6 protein-coding genes are annotated in these 19004 nt (G+C 32.9%); 5 read left to right on the forward strand and 1 reads right to left on the reverse strand.

Annotated elements, in window-relative coordinates; genetic code table 11:
• Window position 1 precedes the first annotated feature (1 nt).
• Window positions 2-3025, reverse strand: a complete 3024-nt coding sequence (locus VOI54_RS08350; RefSeq protein WP_326282270.1) for a SusC/RagA family TonB-linked outer membrane protein — start codon at window positions 3023-3025, stop codon at window positions 2-4.
• Window positions 3026-3366: 341 nt separating this feature from the next.
• Here VOI54_RS08350 and VOI54_RS08355 point away from each other — a divergent pair, with 341 nt between their 5' ends.
• From VOI54_RS08355 to VOI54_RS08375, 5 genes are all read left to right on the forward strand, one after another.
• On the forward strand, window positions 3367-7404 hold the full coding sequence (locus tag VOI54_RS08355) for a hybrid sensor histidine kinase/response regulator (protein WP_326282273.1): 4038 nt from the start codon (window positions 3367-3369) through the stop codon (window positions 7402-7404).
• A 474-nt stretch (window positions 7405-7878) separates the two neighbouring features.
• Window positions 7879-9306 (forward strand): sulfatase-like hydrolase/transferase, encoded by a 1428-nt coding sequence (locus VOI54_RS08360; protein WP_326282274.1) that lies wholly within the window; start codon window positions 7879-7881, stop codon window positions 9304-9306.
• On the forward strand, window positions 9290-10969 hold the full coding sequence (locus VOI54_RS08365; RefSeq protein ID WP_326282275.1) for a right-handed parallel beta-helix repeat-containing protein: 1680 nt from the start codon (window positions 9290-9292) through the stop codon (window positions 10967-10969). The genes VOI54_RS08360 and VOI54_RS08365 overlap by 17 nt, the downstream gene beginning before the upstream one ends.
• 458 nt (window positions 10970-11427) lie before the next feature.
• Window positions 11428-15438: a two-component regulator propeller domain-containing protein gene (locus VOI54_RS08370; RefSeq protein WP_326282276.1), complete on the forward strand. Its 4011-nt coding sequence runs from the start codon at window positions 11428-11430 to the stop codon at window positions 15436-15438.
• 508 nt (window positions 15439-15946) lie between these two features.
• Entirely contained in the window at window positions 15947-18997 is a 3051-nt protein-coding gene (locus VOI54_RS08375; RefSeq protein ID WP_326282277.1) for a SusC/RagA family TonB-linked outer membrane protein, read from the forward strand.
• Window positions 18998-19004 lie beyond the last annotated feature (7 nt).

Here is a 19004-nt window from a genome sequence, read left to right on the forward strand (position 1 = left end):
TTTAGAATGACACATTTAATCCTATAAGAAATTGGGCTACTCCCGGGAAAGATCCTGAATCAAAACCTAAAGCTACATTTCGGTTAAAGGTTCCGTTCTCATCATGAGAGTTTACCTCTGGATCGTAGCCAGAATAATTGGTGATTACAAAAGCATCAACGGCAGATACATAAATTCTCATGTTCTTAAGGCCAAGTTTATCAACAGTTTGTTCAGGTAAGGTATACCCTAAAGAAATATTATTAAATTTCAAATATGAGGCATCTTCAACATAATTAGAATTTGTATCACTTCCCCAATCTCCATTACGTGGAATATTACTATCTGGATTTGAAGGAGACCAGGCATTTAGCCTGTCAGTAGTATTGATAGCTCTTTTATCAAGCCAAATCACATCATTACCCTGAGCGCCTTGAACGGCTATGTTTAAATCAAAATTCTTATAACTAACATTTTGTGTCATTCCAAATATGTAATCTGGTAACCCGTTTCCAATAATTTTTCTATCATTATCATCAATTACGCCATTGTTATCTGTATCTTTATATCTTACAGAACCCAATTGTGCACCAGGCTGATTAATTGCGTCAAGATCTTCCTGTGTTTTAAAAATTCCGTCGGCAACATATCCAAAGAAATTTCCAACTGCTTCTCCTACACTTAGTACAGCAGCAGAGGTAAATCCGGGACCTCTTGATGAGCTTGGAGGTCTTATGAAAATATTGTCATCACCCCCAAGGTTTAGCACTTTATTTTTCAAAAAACTAATATTTGCTGAAGCATTCCATTTTAGCTTTTTGTCACTTATTTGTGCCTCAATGCTAAATTCATGCCCTTTATTTTCTAGTTTGCCTATATTCTGAATCTGACTCCTAATCCCAGTTATGGCCAATAGGTTCTTGTTAAATAAAAGATCATCAGTTCTTTTATTAAAGTAATCGTATGTAATGGCCAATTTTGAGTTAAACAGTTCCAGATCAAATCCAATATCATATTGAGTGGTTGTTTCCCATTTTAAATCCGGGTTAGCAACTCTATTAATTAGGGCACCATTAATCAAATCTCCACCTCCATTTGAATATATTAACCCAGTTCTATATCTAGCTAAAGATTGATAAGGGTTTATAGCTTGACTACCAGATTGTCCATAACTTGCTCTTAACTTTAAATAGCTTACCGTATTGCTGTTTTCTAAAAATGACTCATTACTAGCAACCCAAGCTACAGATCCAGAAGTAAAACTAGCCCATTTGTTATTTTTAGCAAACTTTGTTGAACCGTCAGCTCTTCCTGAAACAGAGAATAAGTATTTGCTTTTATAGCCATAGGTGGCACGCGCTAAGTATGATACCAGTCCATCTTCTCTTTTATCTGAATTGATGTTGGTTACTTCAGAAGCAATTCCTATATTATTAAAAGTTAATGCTTCCGTAGCAAACCCTCTTGCTGTAAATCCAGAACTAAACGTAGTATTTTTAGAGATTTCATAGCCACCAAGTATGGTTACATTATGTGTATCATTAAAAAGCTTGCTATAAGTTAAGGTATTTCTTAATTGCCACGCATCACGTTTTCTGTTAGAAATACTTCCTTCTCCCACATTTAAAGCCCTTAGAAGCTCTTTTGAAGCATAACGCTTATTGTCAAGTATAGAACTTGTATATGCTGCTGAAAAATTGTGTTTTAATCCTTTAATAATTTCCCATTCTGTTGAAAACGTATTCTGCAGGAAGTTTGTTTCGTATAAATCCGTAAAGCCATTTGCAATTAATACGGGATTGTCCAAAACAGTCGAAGAATTTAGTGGTCCGTTATAACTTCCATCTTCAGCATACACAGGTACTAAAGGAGAGAATCTTAGTGCAGCTGTTGATATAGGACCTCCCCCGGATCCAAAGCCTGTATTTGTTCTTACTCTATTTGTTGATGTTCTATAGGCAGACAAATTATTTGATATTTTGAACTTATCTGAAACCTGATAGTCTAAATTTAATCTTCCGGTAAATCTGCCATAATCAGAATTAATTATAACACCTTCTTGATTGAGATAATCTAAAGAAAGAAAAGCTCTCAGTTTTTCACTACCTCCGGCTACATTCATATGATAGTTCTGGTATAATCCATTTTGCATGATTTCATCTTGCCAATCAGTTCCTTTTCCTGACAAAATTGGATTGTCTACATTATCTATATCATCTGGAAAATCAAAACCATCACTTTCAGTTAAAAATAATGCATGTTCAGAAGCATCAAATACGTCCAGTTTTTTTCTAACGCGTTGAAAACCAGAACTGGTAAATAAATCAACTTTAATTGCTCCAGTTTTTCCACTTTTTGTTGAAACTATAATTACGCCGTTAGCTCCTCTAGAACCGTAAATAGCAGTAGCCGATGCATCTTTTAGTACTTGCATAGACTCAATGTCATTTGCATTTAGGGACTGAAAATCTCCTCCCAATACACCATCTACCACAAGTAAAGGCGCATTATTTCCGTTAATAGAATTACCTCCTCGAATAGTAATTTTTAAGCCAGCTCCTGGTTCGGAATTTACTGCCGAGATATTTACGCCGGCAATTTTTCCGCCTAATGTTTGCTCTATTTGAGGTGCTTGTATCTTTCGTACGTCACCAACATCTACAACAGAAACCGAGCTTGTCAGATCTTTTTTTAACGAAGAACCATACCCGATAAGAACCACCTCATCTAATGTACTAACATCTTCCTCTAAAGAAATATTGATTACAGGTTTTCCTGAAACAGGAACTTCTTGGGTAATGTAACCTAAATAACTAAAAACCAATGTGGCGTTATTAGGGACATCAATACTAAAGTTTCCATCAAAATCTGTTGAGGATCCATTACTTGTACCTTTAATCAAAATAGTTACCCCAGGTAGTCCCATTTGATCTGTTGCACTTGTAACGGTTCCCGTAACAACATTTTGAGCTGTTGCATTTAGAAAAAAAAGCATTACAACTAGTCGTAATAAATTTTTTTCTTTATTCAGTTCTACTTTTCTCATAATTAAAATTTAGTTTAGTAATTAAGTTAATAAGTTTTTTATCGACAAAAACAACTTGAGTTTTGAATGGTAATAATACCGGAACTTCTTGATATTTTTAAAACTTTTTATGGATATTGAACTTTTTTACTCCTTATTTGAACGAAATTACTATTCTGAATTATGGTAGGGTATACAAATTCAAATTTAGGCTTGGATATAGTAAAAAATAAAAATAGATTGATAAAAGATTAGATGTACTTTACAGGAAGAAAAACTTTCTAAATTAGAAATCTTTTTTACAGTATAGCTATATTTGATTAATTATGCATTTTACAAATCAAATCATTAAAATTTGTATTTTGTTTATAACGTTAAATGTCTTTTCTCAAATTGACACTTACAGGTTTAAACATATTACATCATTAGATGGGTTGTCAAAAAGCTCTGTCATGGCTATTCATCAAGATAGGTTTGGACAAATGTGGTTTGGTACCAGAGACGGGCTCAGTATGTATGATGGCAATAGGTTTACTACATATAGGCACAATCCCAGTGATTCCTTATCTATAAGTAATAATGATATTTTTTCTATACTTGAAGATTCTTCGGGAGCTATTTGGGTGGGGACATACAACAACTTGAATAGATTTGACCCAATCACCAAGACTTTTAAAAGGTTTACAAAAAAAACGCACGCATTGGGTTATGGATTCATTAGAAACATAAAGGAGGTTAATGGCAATATCTGGATTAGTAACATACATGGCATCTCAATATATAATGCAACGGATGATACTTTTACAAATATTTCACATGTTCCGGGTGACAGGAAAAGTTTAATAAACGAAACAGTAAGGACCTTTTTTGAGAGTAGAAATGGTACTGTTTGGGTTGGAACAAATATTGGTTTGTACAAATTGGTTCCAAAAAGCAAAAATAAGTTTGGGTTTAAGCGATATTATAATGAAAATGATACTGACAATATTTCGGTTGAATGCATTGTTGAAGATAAAAATTCCAACTTATTAATAGCAACCAAAGCGCATGGATTGTATAAGTTTGATGTTGAAACTGAAACTCTAATAGAATTAAATAAAACAAAACCATTTCAGGAACTTGATTTGGATATTAGGAGCTTATGCTTTGACAATGATTCCAATTTATGGATAGGAACAACTTCAGGCGTATCAATTTTGACTCCTGATAATGTTTTAAAAGTTATAACCAATGAGACTGATGATATCAACCAAATAAAAACTGTTTTTAAAGACAAGGCTGGCTCATTGTGGCTAGGAACTTATTACGGAGGCCTATATTTTTGGGATAAGACAAATAATAATTTCTCAAATTACAATAATAATCAGTTAGGCTCTAAGGTTATAAGTGCAATGGTTTCAGATAGTGAAGGAAACCTATATTTTGGAACGGTTGATAATGGTGTTGCTATTTTCAATAATAAAACTCAAAGCGTAGAATTCATAAATAAGTTTAATACAAAAGGCTTATTGAGTAATCATGTTAAATCTTTGTACATAAAAGATAATCATTTATGGATTGGAACACTTAGGAATGGCTTAACAATTTATGACTTAAAGACAAAAAGAGTAAGTAACAAAAGAATACCTATAGGCTTACAAAATTTACTAAAAAAAACAAGCCTTTATGTAATTATAGAAGATAATGATAATATCATGTGGTTAGGTACTTTTGGAAAGGGTATAATTCGTTATGACCAATCAGACAGTACTTTTATAAATTTTAAACATAAACCTAACAACATTCACTCAATATCCAGCAATAATGTTAGGGCGTTATTAATGGATTCAAAAAAGAGATTTTGGGTTGGCACTGGAAATGGACTTAATTCTTTTGTTTTTAGTGAATCAGGTAAAGATGATATAAAAACGGATAGATTCTTTCATGACCCCAATGATTCAAAAATTGACATATTAACTATATTTGAAGATAGTGATAAAACCATATGGGTCGGTACTAAAGCAGAAGGCCTGTTTAAGTATAATGAAACTTCTTTTGAAAAAGTAAGCTTAGAAAATGGAAATGATAAAATTACAAGCATACATAGTATTTTAGAAGACAGCAATAAAAACCTTTGGTTTAGTACCAATCAAGGTATAGCCAAATTAAATTTGCAAAACAATCTTTTAAAAGTTTACAGCCATACTGATGGCCTATTAAGTAATGAGTTTAATGATAATTCATATTTAAAATTGAATTCAAATCGCTTTTACTTTGGTGGGCCTTTTGGAGTTTCTTTTTTTAATCCTGAGAACATTTTAACTAACGATTATGCTCCAGACGTCATTCTGACCGATTTTAAAATTCAAAATGAATCTGTTAAGATAAATGACAAAAATGGTATTTTGGAAAAAAGTATTTCCTACACAAAAACAATAGAGCTCCCATATGACATGGCGAACTTTTCCATAGACTTCTCAACGCCTAATTTTATTAATAACTCCAAGAACCAATATTCTTATCGCTTAGTTGGTTTATATGACAAGTGGATAAATACCTCTAGTAATCAGGTTTTTTATACCATACAAAATCCAGGCAATTATATTTTTGAAATAAAAGCTTCAAACCAGGATACTAAATTGAATAAAAACACAACTAAATTAAATATTATTGTTCAACCAGCGCCATGGCGTACCTGGTGGGCCTTTGTAATATATGGTTTGGTTATATTTTCAGCTTTATTTCTTTTATTATGGGCTTCAAAATCTAGAGAAGAGCTGAGGCATAAATTGGAATTAGAACATTTTGAAAAAGTTAGAAATGAAGAAGATAATAAAGCTAAGTTGCAATTTTTTACTAATATTTCTCATGAGTTTAGAACTCCGCTTACTTTAATTATAGGTTCAATCCAACAACTTATAGAAGACTATAAAGGCACAAATATCATTTATAAAAAGTTGCTAATAATTGAGAATAACTCAAGTCAATTATTGAAATTGATTAACAGATTATTGGATTTTAGGAAATTGGAAAGTAACTTAATGACTTTACAAGCTTCTGAAGGAGACATAATTAAATTTTTAAAAGAAGTGTTTCTTTCATTCAGTGAATATGCTATTTCTGAAGGTTATGCCTACAACTTCAATACATCTCATGAAACATTGTTAGCCTATTTTGACAAGGCTAAACTAGAACAGCTTTTTTATAATTTGATTTCAAATGCATTTAGATATACTCCAAAAGGTGGAATTATAGATATTGATGTGTCTGAACAAGAGAATTTTTTGATAGTAAAAGTTAAGGATACCGGAGTGGGTATTTCTGAGCAATATTTACATCTGATTTTTGAGCGCTTTTTTGAGGTCCCTATTCATAATAATAATAATAAACTACAAAAAAGCTTCAATAAAGGTACTGGTATAGGTTTGTCTATTGTAAAAAACATTATAGAGCTACACAAGGGAAGTATTAAGGTTAAAAACAGGAAGGATAAAGGAGCGGTTTTTACTGTTAAGTTACCATTAGGGAAGACGCATCTGTTAGAAAATGAGATAATAAAAGGCCATGAGGAGAATGATACATTATTTCATTATAAGTCACAATTGAATAACAACCATTCAGAGTCTGACCAATCAACTGATATAATTATTCCAAACGAAGAAAAATTTACCATTTTAATAGTGGAAGACGATCCTTCATTAAGGCCTTTTATTAAAGATTTTCTTAATAAACAATACAATGTGGTTGAGGCTGAAAACGGCAGAATTGGTATGGAGATGGCTTTAAAACATCTTCCTGACCTCATAATCAGTGATATTGTGATGCCAGAAATGGTAGGTACAGAATTATGTAAAAACATAAAAGAAAATATAAAAATAAGCCATATACCTGTAATATTGTTAACTTCTAGGTCTTCTTTGGACTATAAGATTGAAGGCTTTGAAAGTGGCGCAGATGATTATATTAGTAAACCATTTAACTTAAAAGAATTTAGTTTAAGAGTTAATAATATATTAGAATCTACCAAAAGAATCAAGCAAAAATTCTTGAGCACCAATTATTTTAAACCTGCAGACATTACAATTTCGTCACTAGATGAACATCTCTTAAAAAAAGCTTTCAATATAGTTGAAGATAATATTTCTAATGATCAATTCAACATAGCAATGTTTTGCTCTGAATTAGGTGTGAGCCGCACAATGCTTTTTACAAAAATCAGAGCCTGGACCAATTTTACTCCAAACGAGTTTATTCATGAAATTAGGATGAAATGCGCTACTCAATTATTAGAAGAAAGCAATGCTAATATTTCTCAGATTGGTTATAAAGTAGGGTTTAAAGATCCTAAATACTTTAGTAAATGTTTTAAGAAGAGATATGGAAAAACTCCCAGACAGTTTCAGAAAAAATTTTCGATGTAATACATAGTCTGTTTTTCATTTAAAAAAAGTACCTTTTATAGCTCTTTTTTCTAATCTTTTTATCTTATCATGCGAAAAATTATACAGGAAGGACAATAACACTATAATATATTGGTAACAGTATTTTTTTTATTCTCATTAGTTTAATATTAGTATTGTGTTTTTTATCCTTAGTAGCATAATCGCTAACCGTTGGTGTTTGTTTTGTTGCGGAAAATCTGTTACGATTTTTCACTGTATTGGCAAGTTAATTCAAGTGAATTTCCGGTGAGTAAATTCTGAAGCAATTAATTATAGCATCGATGAAAAAGTAGAATGTTTTCTATAAAATTTACTTTTAGCTTAATCAGGCCTCCAATTAAAGCTTAAATGATGAAATTGGGGTAAATGAATGATAAACCCCATTTTTAGCAGAATAACTCCTATTGGCTATTATTAGGTTTCAGTTAATTTGCCTTATAAATGAACCAAACTATGAGAAGAAGTATTCTATTGTTAGCTGTTATCATGCAAATTTTTGCTTCATGTAACAAAAAGCAGGGGAATGATAATTCAACAGGTATAAAACCTAAAAAAAGACAACCAAATGTTATTGTTATACTTACAGATGACCAAGGCTATAAAGATGTTGGTTTTAATGGTTCGCCAGATATAAAAACACCAAACATAGACCGCATTGCAGAGAACGGTGTTGTGTTTACCAATGGATATGTAAGTTATGCGGTATGTGGGCCTAGTCGTGCCGGATTAATAACTGGTCGATATCAGGACAGATTTGGGTTTAGCAGAAATCCGTTGTTTGCACCAAAAGATGCTTTGCAAGGTGTGCCAAAATCAGAAGAAATGCTTTCTGAAGCTTTAAAAAAAGCAGGATATAAAAACATGGCTATTGGCAAGTGGCATTTAGGGGCACATGCTTCTTTACGTCCATTAGAAAGAGGCTTTGATGAGTTTTTTGGTTTTTTAACCGGAGGACATAAATATTTCCCAGAGCAATGGACTCGTAAAAATCTTTCAGAAATAACATCGCAATTTGATGCATATAACACCAAGCTATTACGTAATAATAAACGTATAGAAGAAACAGAATATCTAACAGATGCGCTCTCAAGGGAAGCAGTAAATTTTGTAGAACGTAACAAAAACAATCCGTTTTTTTTGTATTTGGCATATAATGCGCCTCATACACCGTTACAAGCCACACAAAAATATTTAGAACGCTATGCGCACGTAAAAGATAAAAAACGACAAATTTATGCCGCTATGGTAAGTGCTGTAGATGATGGTGTAGGTAATTTATTAAATAAGTTAGAAGAGCTTAAGATTAATGAGAATAGCATAGTGTTCTTTTTGTCTGATAATGGTGGCCCTGAAAACCATAGCGCCAATAATGCCGAATTAAGAGAAGGTAAAGGTTCAATGTACGAAGGCGGTATAAGGGTGCCCTTTGCAGTGCAGTGGCCAGGAACCATTCCTAAAGGGAAGCAATACCATAACCCAGTCATCTCTCTGGATATTTTTGCTACGGCAGTAGTCCAGGCAAACGTAACACCAAAGCACAAATTAGATGGTGTAAACCTTATACCTTATTTAACAGGAGAAAACTCCAAAATACCCCATGATGCTCTATATTGGAGACAATATGATTATAACGGACTAGCGGTTAGAAAAGGTGATTTTAAGTTAGTGAAGGACAAGAAAGGAAATACAGAATTGTATAATCTTTTAGAAGATATAAGCGAAGAAAAGCTATTGAAAGATTCCGAGAAATTCAGTGAACTCAAACAAATGCACGACCAGTGGAATACCAAAAACCCCGAACCAGCTTTTCTTGGGTTAAGACAAAATAAAGCGTACAATAAAATTCACCCTGACAGATTTACTAATGGAGAAGAGTATTAGTATACATATAATATGCCTATTAGCTTGTTTCACGCTATGTGGTTGTTTTTCTAACACTAAAACGCATCAGGAGTTTGGCAAAGCATACTATTTTAATGCGACATTAGGTAATGATGCTAATAAAGGGGCTTCACCTGAAAGTGCTTGGAAGAGTCTTAGAAAAATTCAGAAAATACAATTTAAGCCAGGAGATAAAATATTACTGGCTGCTGGTAATACATTTCCCGAACCTATAGTATTAAAAAATGTGATAGGTACTAAAGAAAATCCCATTGTTGTTTCAACTTATAGCAATACAGATAAAAACAAGAAGGGATACATTCATGCCAAGGGATATAAAAATGGTATTTTAATTGATAACTGTAGTTTTGTTCATGTAGAAAACCTTAAAGTAAACGCAAGTATAGGTGAAATACAAGAGGCAAAAACTAAAAACAGCATGCGTTGCGGTGTTTTAGTTAAAATCACAAAACCTGGTATGTATGAGCAAATCTACTTATCTAATTTAGAGGTTCATGATGTATTCTTTGAAGAAGAAGGGTTTAAAAGACCTGAAAAAGAGGTTGAAACAGCCAATGGTACCCAAAATTATGGTTGGGGTATTCGTATTGTCAATAAGGTTAAAAACGCAGTCTTAAAAGATGTCAAGGTAGCAAATTCTATTATTGAAAATGTAGCACATACAGGCATTAAATTAACTTCAAAAAAATACAATGGGACGTTTGGAATTGTAGATTTTGAAATTTCAAATAATAAGGTGCTTAAAACTGGTGGTCCGGGTATACAAATGTCTGGTGTATCAAATGGTCATATTCATGGTAATTCTGTAAATTATTCTGGTAGTAATGATGATTCCCGTAAGTGGGGGCGTGGAAGTGGGCTTTGGACGTGGGATTCAGATCGGGTTTTAATAGAGAAAAACCATTTTACCAATGCCAATGGCCCTGGAGATTCTTCAGGCGCCCATATAGATTATAATTGCTCCAATATTGTTTTGCAGTATAATTTTAGTGCCAATAATGCGGGTGGATTTTGTGAGATTCTTGGAAATAGCTACAACTGTGCATATCGTTACAATATAAGTGTAAATGATGGCTACCGAATTAAAGGAAAAAACAATGCCTTTCAAGAGGGGAAAATATTTTGGTTAAGCGGTTATACGGGCAATAATGAAAAAAGAAAGGGGCCTTATAATACCTATTTCTATAATAACACCATTTATTCAAAAAACAATATTCAGGCAAAAATAGCCATTGATAGGGGGGTAGATGGTGTACTCATTGCCAATAATATTTTTCATATTGAAAGTAATGCGACAGTGGTTAAAGGCGACCAGTACAACCCTGAAACAGATGGCAAATGGAAAGTTAAAAATGTGTTTTTTAAAAACAATGTTTTTCTGCATAAAAGTAGCTGGCCAAAAGACCAACGATTACAAGACCAACAACCTATTATAGGCAATGCCAATTTTATTAATATAAAAGGTTCGGGGGCCGAGAGTTTTATTCCTAAGAACATTAAGCTCATTAAAGATAAAGGATTGGAGATACCAAAAATAAAAAACGATACCATTGGAATTGTTTACGGTTTAAATCTTACAAAGGATATTTTAGGGAGTAATATAAATGGATTACCAGATATAGGAGCTATCGAATTAAAATAGCATGCTATCAAGAATGTCATTCATCTTAATAATCTCAGTCTTTTGTCTGTTTATATTAGATTAAAAACTACTTGATTGGAAAAATAAAAAGGAGAGCCAGCTCTTTTTTGCACAGGTTATTTATGAATGGACGCATAGGAAATGGTAACAGGATTTTTAAATATTGTTGATATAAAAACCATGAATTTGTTTTGTGGCACATAAAAAGAAGGATAACACCCATGATGCATCTAGAGCTATTCCTAAGTATTTAAATTTTATACATAACCTTATGCAAAACGCTTACTTTTTTAGCTGAACAAGTACAAGGAAAACCATGCCCAGCCAAAACGTTTCAAAAATGGGAAATGCATCTAGAAGGTTTTAAACCTTGGGTTTTTAGATATATAAAGTTTAAAATGAAGCACCCCTATTCTAAATGGTAAAATATTAGTATTTTTAGTGTAAAGCCTTGGTCAATGAAATTAAAGTCATTCATGCTTATAATTTGCTTGCTTACGTTTTTTGAGAACTCGTATTGTCAAGTTCAAGATGAGTATAGATTTCAGTATATAGATGTTTCCAAAGGACTGTCTTCTAATTACGTTTCTAAAATTGTTACAGATAGTTTAGGGTTAAAATGGTTTGCTACAGAAGACGGAATTAACACCTATGATGGTTCAAATTTTAAATTATTTACGCCACAGGAGCGATATTTTGAACTTGAAAATGAAAATATAGAAACACTTTTTTATGATAAAAACTCCAATAAAATATGGGTAGGAACAAAAAGCGGAGGGCTTTCGGTTTATAATCCTGTTTTAGATGCCTTTAAAAACTTTAATCATGTTCTTAACGTAAGTGGTAGACTATCTTCAATTAGAGTTACAGGTATAGTTAAAGATGGTGAGGAGAATATTTGGGTTGCAACATGGAATAACGGTTTGTTTGTATTATCTGCAGATGGAAAATTAAAAGAAACCTTTGTTTCCAACGAAAGAATTCATGACCTTTTAATAGATCCATTTGGTAATATTTGGGCGCTTTCAGGTAATTTTTTGTATAAGTATTCACCAACAGAAAAGCATTTAAACAAAATCCCTATTTCTGTTGGAGAGCCAATGACCCTTTTTTTTGATAAAACAGAGCGCAGAATTTTAATAGGAGCGGCATTAGGTGTTTTTGCCTTTAGTACAGAAAATTATAGTTTAAGTGAACTTACGGGAAGTGTAAAGGCTCATTTAAAGGGTGTTAATGCCATTAATATAGATAAGGATAATAATATATGGGTTGGGTCCTGGACACAAGGGCTGTATGTTTTGTCTAATAACCAGTCTAGTTTTAAAAAGATACCATTATCTCCCAAATATTTAAACAACTCAAATTATGAAACAGTTTTAGATATTCATATGGATGATACAGATGTTGTTTGGATAGCTACTGGCTACGGAGGGGTTGTAAAAGTTATACCAAGTAACAACTTTAAATATTATGCTAATTCTTTAACAAATGATATTGGTTTACCAGATAACAACATTCAAGCTGTAGTTAAAGATAAACACAATAACCTATGGTGTGGTACTTGGGGAGGAGGTATAGGTTTTTCAAAAGATGGAAAACATTTTTCGAAGTTACCAGGTATAAATATAAAAGTAGAATGTTTTTTAGAGATAGAAGATGTTATGCTAGTAGGTACTAAAAAAGGGCTATTTGTATATAACACAAAGAATCCTTTAAAAGGAGTTATTAGAAGTAGTTTGCCTAATAAAAAAATTAAAAGCCTGTATTTAGATTCAAACAATAGCCTTTGGGTAGGTACACAGCAAAACGGGCTGTTACTTTTTAACTATACTATTGATAAAGTGCTAAAAAATGGCATCTTATACAACTCAAGTAGTAAGTATAAAGTTAATAGTGACCGTATTAGTGTTATAGATGAAGATACAAAAGGAAGACTTTGGGTAGGCACATACAATGGATTGTACTTGTACAATGCTAAGGATTCAACCTTTACAAGAGAAGATATTAAAAGCAAGCGTAAATTTCCTAGTGTTATCATATTGTCTATGTACTCAAAAGAGAAAGATACACTTTGGGTTGGTGTGCCAGGAGGTATGCTAAAAATTCTGAATACAGGCACAGGTGTTGAGCTAATTAAAACCTACAATAAAAATTCGGGATTAAACAATGATTATATAACAAGTGTAACTAAAGATTCCCAAAATAATATTTGGTTTAGCTCTGTATCAGATATTGCTGTTTTAAAAAGAGATACCCAAACCATTAGTGTTTTAGATGAATATGTTGATATGCCTTATAGCATAAATATTAATGCTTATTACAATGATGGGGGAGTACTTTTTTTGGGGACTTCAATAGGCCTTTTTTCTTTTAATGTAACTAATATAGAGCCTTATAGGTCTTCACAAAATATTGTGCTTACATCTTTGAAAATAAATAATGAAGAAGTTAGCGTAGGCGATAAAATTAATGGTAACAATGTGCTGCAAAAAAGCATAAGCTATACCAATAACTTAAATTTAAGTTATAAAGAATCTGTGATTTCTTTTGATTTTGTTGCCGTAAATTTTACAGATCAATCTAACTTAAACTATCTCTATAGAGTTAAAGAGATAAAAGATGATTGGATAGATAATGGCTCAAAAAATGAGATAAGTTTTACGGGGTTAAGCCCAGGAACATATATACTAGAAATAAAGAGTACTAGAGATAAATTGAACTATGGGGCAATAAAAAAAGTACAGATTAATATTAGCCCACCTTTTTGGCTATCAAAAACAGCATATGCTGTATATTTTATTTTGGTTTTAGGTATTGTCTATCTTATTATAAGAGTATCAGCAAACAGAACACGTTTAAAAGCCAATTTAGAATTGGCAAAAATAAGCGAAGTAAAAGAACGAGAATTAAGCGAAGCAAAATTAAAGTTCTTTACAAACATATCACATGAGTTAAGAACACCTTTAACATTAATTGTAAGTCCGTTATCAGAGATACTTACCCAACCTAATTTAAAAGGTAGCCTTAAAGAAAAACTAAATTATATAGATAAGAATGCCAATAGGTTATTAGATTTAATTAATCAGCTTTTGGATTTTAGAAAAGCAGAACAAGGACTGCTTAATCTTCAAGTTGCCCCTGGTAACTTTGTAAAGTTTTCTGAAGAAATATTTTTGTCTTTTAAAGGATATGCTGATGCAAAGGATATCGATTATACTTTTGAAACTTCTAACAGCTTTATCCCTTTAACCTACGACAGGGAAAAAATGGAAATTGTTTTATGTAACCTGTTGTCTAATGCCTTTAAATTTATACCTGAAAAAGGAAAAGTAAAGTTGTCTTTAGATATGGATGAAAAATATTGTAAGATTAATATTGAAGATAATGGTAAAGGCATATCAAAAGAAAACCAAGATAGAATCTTCAACCGTTTTTTTCAAATAAAGGATGTTGAATCTACTAAATTAATTGGTTCTGGAATAGGACTTTCTCTTAGTCAGAAAATTGTAAAACTACATTCAGGAGAAATTAACGTAAAAAGTAAGCCCCGAAAAGGCACTAAGTTTACTACACTCATCCCGTTAGGAAAAGCGCACTTTTCAACCGAAGATTTCATTCCTGAATTTAAAAATACCGAAGATATAAGCCAATATACAGGTACAGGTGCGCAAAAATCTAGCTTTGTTTATGAGGAGATACTCAAAGAAGAGCAACAAGAAACCTTATTGATAGTTGATGATAATAAAGATATTTTGTCCTATTTAGAATCGTTGTTTAAAAACGACTATACTGTATTGGTTGCAGAAAACGGGTTAGTAGCTAAAGAAATAGCAGAGAAAAAAGTACCAGATTTAATTGTAAGCGATGTAATGATGCCAGAAATGGATGGCTTAGAGTTGTGTAAACACCTAAAATCTAATATCGGGACATCTCATATTCCTATAATTCTTCTAACGGCTAGAACCTCAATAGTTTATGAGGTTGATGGTTTGAATATTGGAGCAGATGATTATATTAAGAAGCCTTTTAATACAAAAATAGTGCAATCTAGGGTTGTAAGCCTGTTAGAGAATAGAAAACGAATTAGGGAACACTTAAAAAATAAAATCAGGTTTGATACAAGCCCTGGCATTGAGGCAGTTAATTTTGAAGAAGCGTTTATTAATAAAGCCTTTTCTATTGTAGAATATCATTTAGACGACCAAAAGTTTGGGGTAGAAATTCTAGCAAACAAATTAAATATGAGTCAATCTACCCTATATCGAAAAATTAAGGCACTTACAGGTATGTCTATTGCTGGGTTTATAAGGTCCGTACGTTTAAAAAAGGCATCAGAGGTTTTGCTTACCCAAGATTTAAATTTAAGTGCTGTTGCTTATACCGTTGGGTTTAGTGATTATAAGTATTTTAAAAAATCGTTTACCAATCAGTTTGGTATATCCCCTAAAGAATATAGAGAAAAAAATTAGCAAACAGCTAAAACAGTTACGCCTGCTTTTTAAAAGTAAAGAAGCCAATTTAATCGAACAGGGGCGGAGCCCCTTTTTTAGACGATTGTAGGAGGAGTCATTCACGTTCCAGAAGCTTTAAGATACTCATTAAAACATTTGGCTTTTTAGTAGATTTTGTACCAATAGCCGCAGGTAACAAATGGGCGTTGGCAGCCCATTAAGATAGAAATGATGTTGATAACAGCTGAAAGGTAACATCTACCGTATTCTCAATTTATGATATCTCAAAAGACATACACCAAGTAAACAAGTTTGGTTTGCTGTAGCTTGTAGATTAAATTAGTTCTTATTCCTTATATAAATGTTGCTAAAAATATGCTATAGGCTTTGTTTTTAGGTGATTTGAACCAAATTGACTATGAAGTGCATAATGATTACCCCTTTTAAAATACAGTTACCAATTAATTTTATCCTAACTATAACAACTTTTTGTAGCTTAGGTCTGCAAAGTTTAAAAACTAACTATATGAGAACACAAAAAACTATGTATTTCAAGCATTTTTTAAAAAATGTTTTATTGGTGATCTTTTGTATTTCTTATTCAAGCTTATTCGCTAACAATAGTTTGAAAGAAGTTACAGGTGTAAGTTTCATGCAACAAACTGTTTCAGGAAATGTAAAAGATGCTAATGGTTATCCATTGCCTGGTGTGTCTATTATTGTAAAAGGCACCAACACAGGAACTACCACAGATTTTGATGGCAATTATTCCATTGAAACAACAGAAGGAGCCACACTGGTTTTTTCCTATGTGGGCTATAAAACCCAAGGGGTGCTGGTAACCAATAAAATGATCAATGTGATTATGGAAGATGACGTGGCAGAACTAGACCAAGTCGTGGTAGTGGGGTACGGTACCCAAAGAAAGTCAGATTTAACAGGAGCTTTGGCATCTGTATCTGCAAAAGCTTTTGAAAAGCAGCCATTAACTAAAATAGACCAAGCACTTCAAGGAAGGGCGGCAGGAGTACAAGTTAACCAAACCAGCGGAGCACCAGGAAGCGCATTTAAGATTAGAATTCGTGGGGCAAATTCCATTGCGGGAAACAATGAGCCTTTATATGTTGTTGATGGTACCGTTGTGGGTAATATTAACTCTTTAAATGTTAATGATATAAAGTCTATGGAGGTGCTAAAAGATGCATCTTCTACAGCAATATACGGTTCAAGAGGAGCCAATGGTGTGGTGTTGATTACCACAAAATCAGGAAGAAAAGGGCCTGCTGTAATAGAATTTGAATCTTTTTATAGTGTTTCTAATGTAGTTCAAGAACTTGATTTGTTAAGCCCGGCAGATTTTGCCGAAGGAGTCAATTTTGCCGAAGGTTCAGAGTTTTATTCTGCTAGTGATATAGCGGCTTTAAGAGCAGGTGGAGGCGAAGATTGGCAAGAACGCCTATTTAAAACGGCTTATGCCTATAATGCACAATTATCGGCCAGCGGTGGAGGAGATAAAATGGACTATTTTCTTTCTGCTAACTATTTTGACTCTGAAGGAACTATCATAGATCAAGATTATACAAGATATACTTTAAGGGCTAATTTGAATGCTAATCTATCAGGTAAACTTAAGGTAGGTTTAAACACATTTGCTAGTCATGAAAAGCTAACAGGCTTTAGGGCAAATTTAGCAACAGGATTAACTTGGGACCCAACAACCCCGGCTTTTAATGAAGATGGAGATTATAATTTTACACCGTTAATCTCAGGAGTGGGAAATGGATTGTTAAATCCGCTATTGGCCCCGGAAAATAATACTGTAGAAAATTTTAACAACAGGATTACTATTAGCAGTTATATTAACTATAATATATTAGATAATTTGGTGCTAAATGTATCAGGTGGTTTAGATAGGTTTGATAGAGAAAACAACAGTTACATACCTACTATTGTAAATAATTTAGGAGCTGCTCAAGTAGAAAACAGGGCGGTAACAAGGTTGCAAAATACCAATAGGTTAACTTTTACATATGATAAAAACCCTAATCATAAATTAAAAATAGACGCTATTCATGAGCAACAAGTGGTTTTAAGAAAAAATACCATTGCATCGGGCGAAGATTTTTTTACAGATCAAACAGGGTATAAAGACTTATCATTGGCAGCCATTCAAAGAACCCAGAACATGTCAACAAATGAGAACTTACAATCCTTTTTAGGTCGGGTTAATTATTCACTATTTGATAAATTTTTGTTTACGGCATCGTTAAGGGCAGATGGTTCCAGTAAATTTAGAGAAGGTAACCGTTGGGGATACTTTCCTTCTGGTTCTGTGGCGTGGAAATTATCTGAAGAAAAATTTATTCAGAATATAGATGTTATAAGTAACTTAAAAGCAAGATTTAGTTATGGCGTTATAGGTAGCCAGGCAATAGAGCCTTTGGCAACACGCTCATTACCAATTATTGGAGACAATGTAAACTACCCTTTCACAGGAGGGGCTTTAGCTGTAGGTTTGGCACCTTCCAATAGATTGGCAAACCCAGATTTAACCTGGGAAACTACTAGGCAATCAAATTTTGGTATTGATGTTGGGCTTTGGGATTCTAAAGTAACTTTGGGGGTAGATATCTATAAAAAGAATACTGAGGATTTATTATTAGATAGAATATTACCAGAATTTGTAGGACCAACTACACAAACCATAAATGCAGGTGAGGTTCAAAACAAAGGGTTTGATATATCGCTTAATTTAAGATTGGTAAATAATGATAACTGGAATGTTAGCTCAATGTTAACCGTATCTAGAAACAAAAATGAAGTAAAATCATTATTAGATGACGTAGATGCTTTAGAATTAGGTAATGTGTTTTACCAAAATACCTTCCCCGTAAACCCAACACGTGTAGAAGTTGGACAATCTATAAGTGCTTTTAGAGGATATATTTTTGATGGTGTTTATCAATTGGGAGAAGAAACCGAAGCCGCAGTTTTTGGTAGAGTGCCTGGAGATGCAAAATATAGAGATTTAAACGATGATGGGGTTATCTCTACAGATGATATTACTACTATTGGAGATGGAAATGGAGACTATACTTGGGGCTGGAATTGGGATGTAAGTTATAAGAGATTCAATTTAAATTTTATACTACTGGGTTCAAAAGGTAACGACATCTATAACTTCCAAAGAGGCCGTATGATGGGATTAGGAGCTCAACAGTTTCATGCAGTTCATTCAGATTATCTAAATAGGTGGACTCCGGATAATCCTAGTAATATTCCTGCTGGTAGAGATGGAACCGAATTGCTGTCATCACAGTTTTTAGAAGATGGTTCGTTTGTAACACTTAAAAATGTTAACTTAAGTTATGATATAGATAAAAATGTTATAAGTGGATTAGGTTTAAGCGAATTACGTTTGTTTGTAAATGCCCAAAACCTATTCATTATAACAGATTATACAGGGTTTGACCCTGAGTCTACAGCTTCAGGGCAATCTGATGTAGATTTAGGTATAGACTTGAATACATATCCAATAAACAGAACATTTTCTTTCGGATTAAAAGCATCATTTTAACATAAAA

It is taken from the genome of Alterotamlana spongicola, from assembly GCF_035818475.1.
In the GTDB taxonomy this organism is placed as follows: Bacteria; Bacteroidota; Bacteroidia; order Flavobacteriales; family Flavobacteriaceae; genus Cognatitamlana.

Bases quoted from the DNA above. Each gene is read 5' to 3' on its own strand.
- VOI54_RS08350 (WP_326282270.1), bottom strand. From the start codon at position 3,025: ATGAGAAAAGTAGAACTGAATAAAGAAAAAAATTTATTACGACTAGTT.
- VOI54_RS08360 (WP_326282274.1), top strand. From the start codon at position 7,879: ATGAGAAGAAGTATTCTATTGTTAGCTGTTATCATGCAAATTTTTGCT.
- VOI54_RS08365 (WP_326282275.1), top strand. From the start codon at position 9,290: ATGGAGAAGAGTATTAGTATACATATAATATGCCTATTAGCTTGTTTC.
- VOI54_RS08370 (WP_326282276.1), top strand. From the start codon at position 11,428: ATGAAATTAAAGTCATTCATGCTTATAATTTGCTTGCTTACGTTTTTT.
- VOI54_RS08375 (WP_326282277.1), top strand. From the start codon at position 15,947: ATGAGAACACAAAAAACTATGTATTTCAAGCATTTTTTAAAAAATGTT.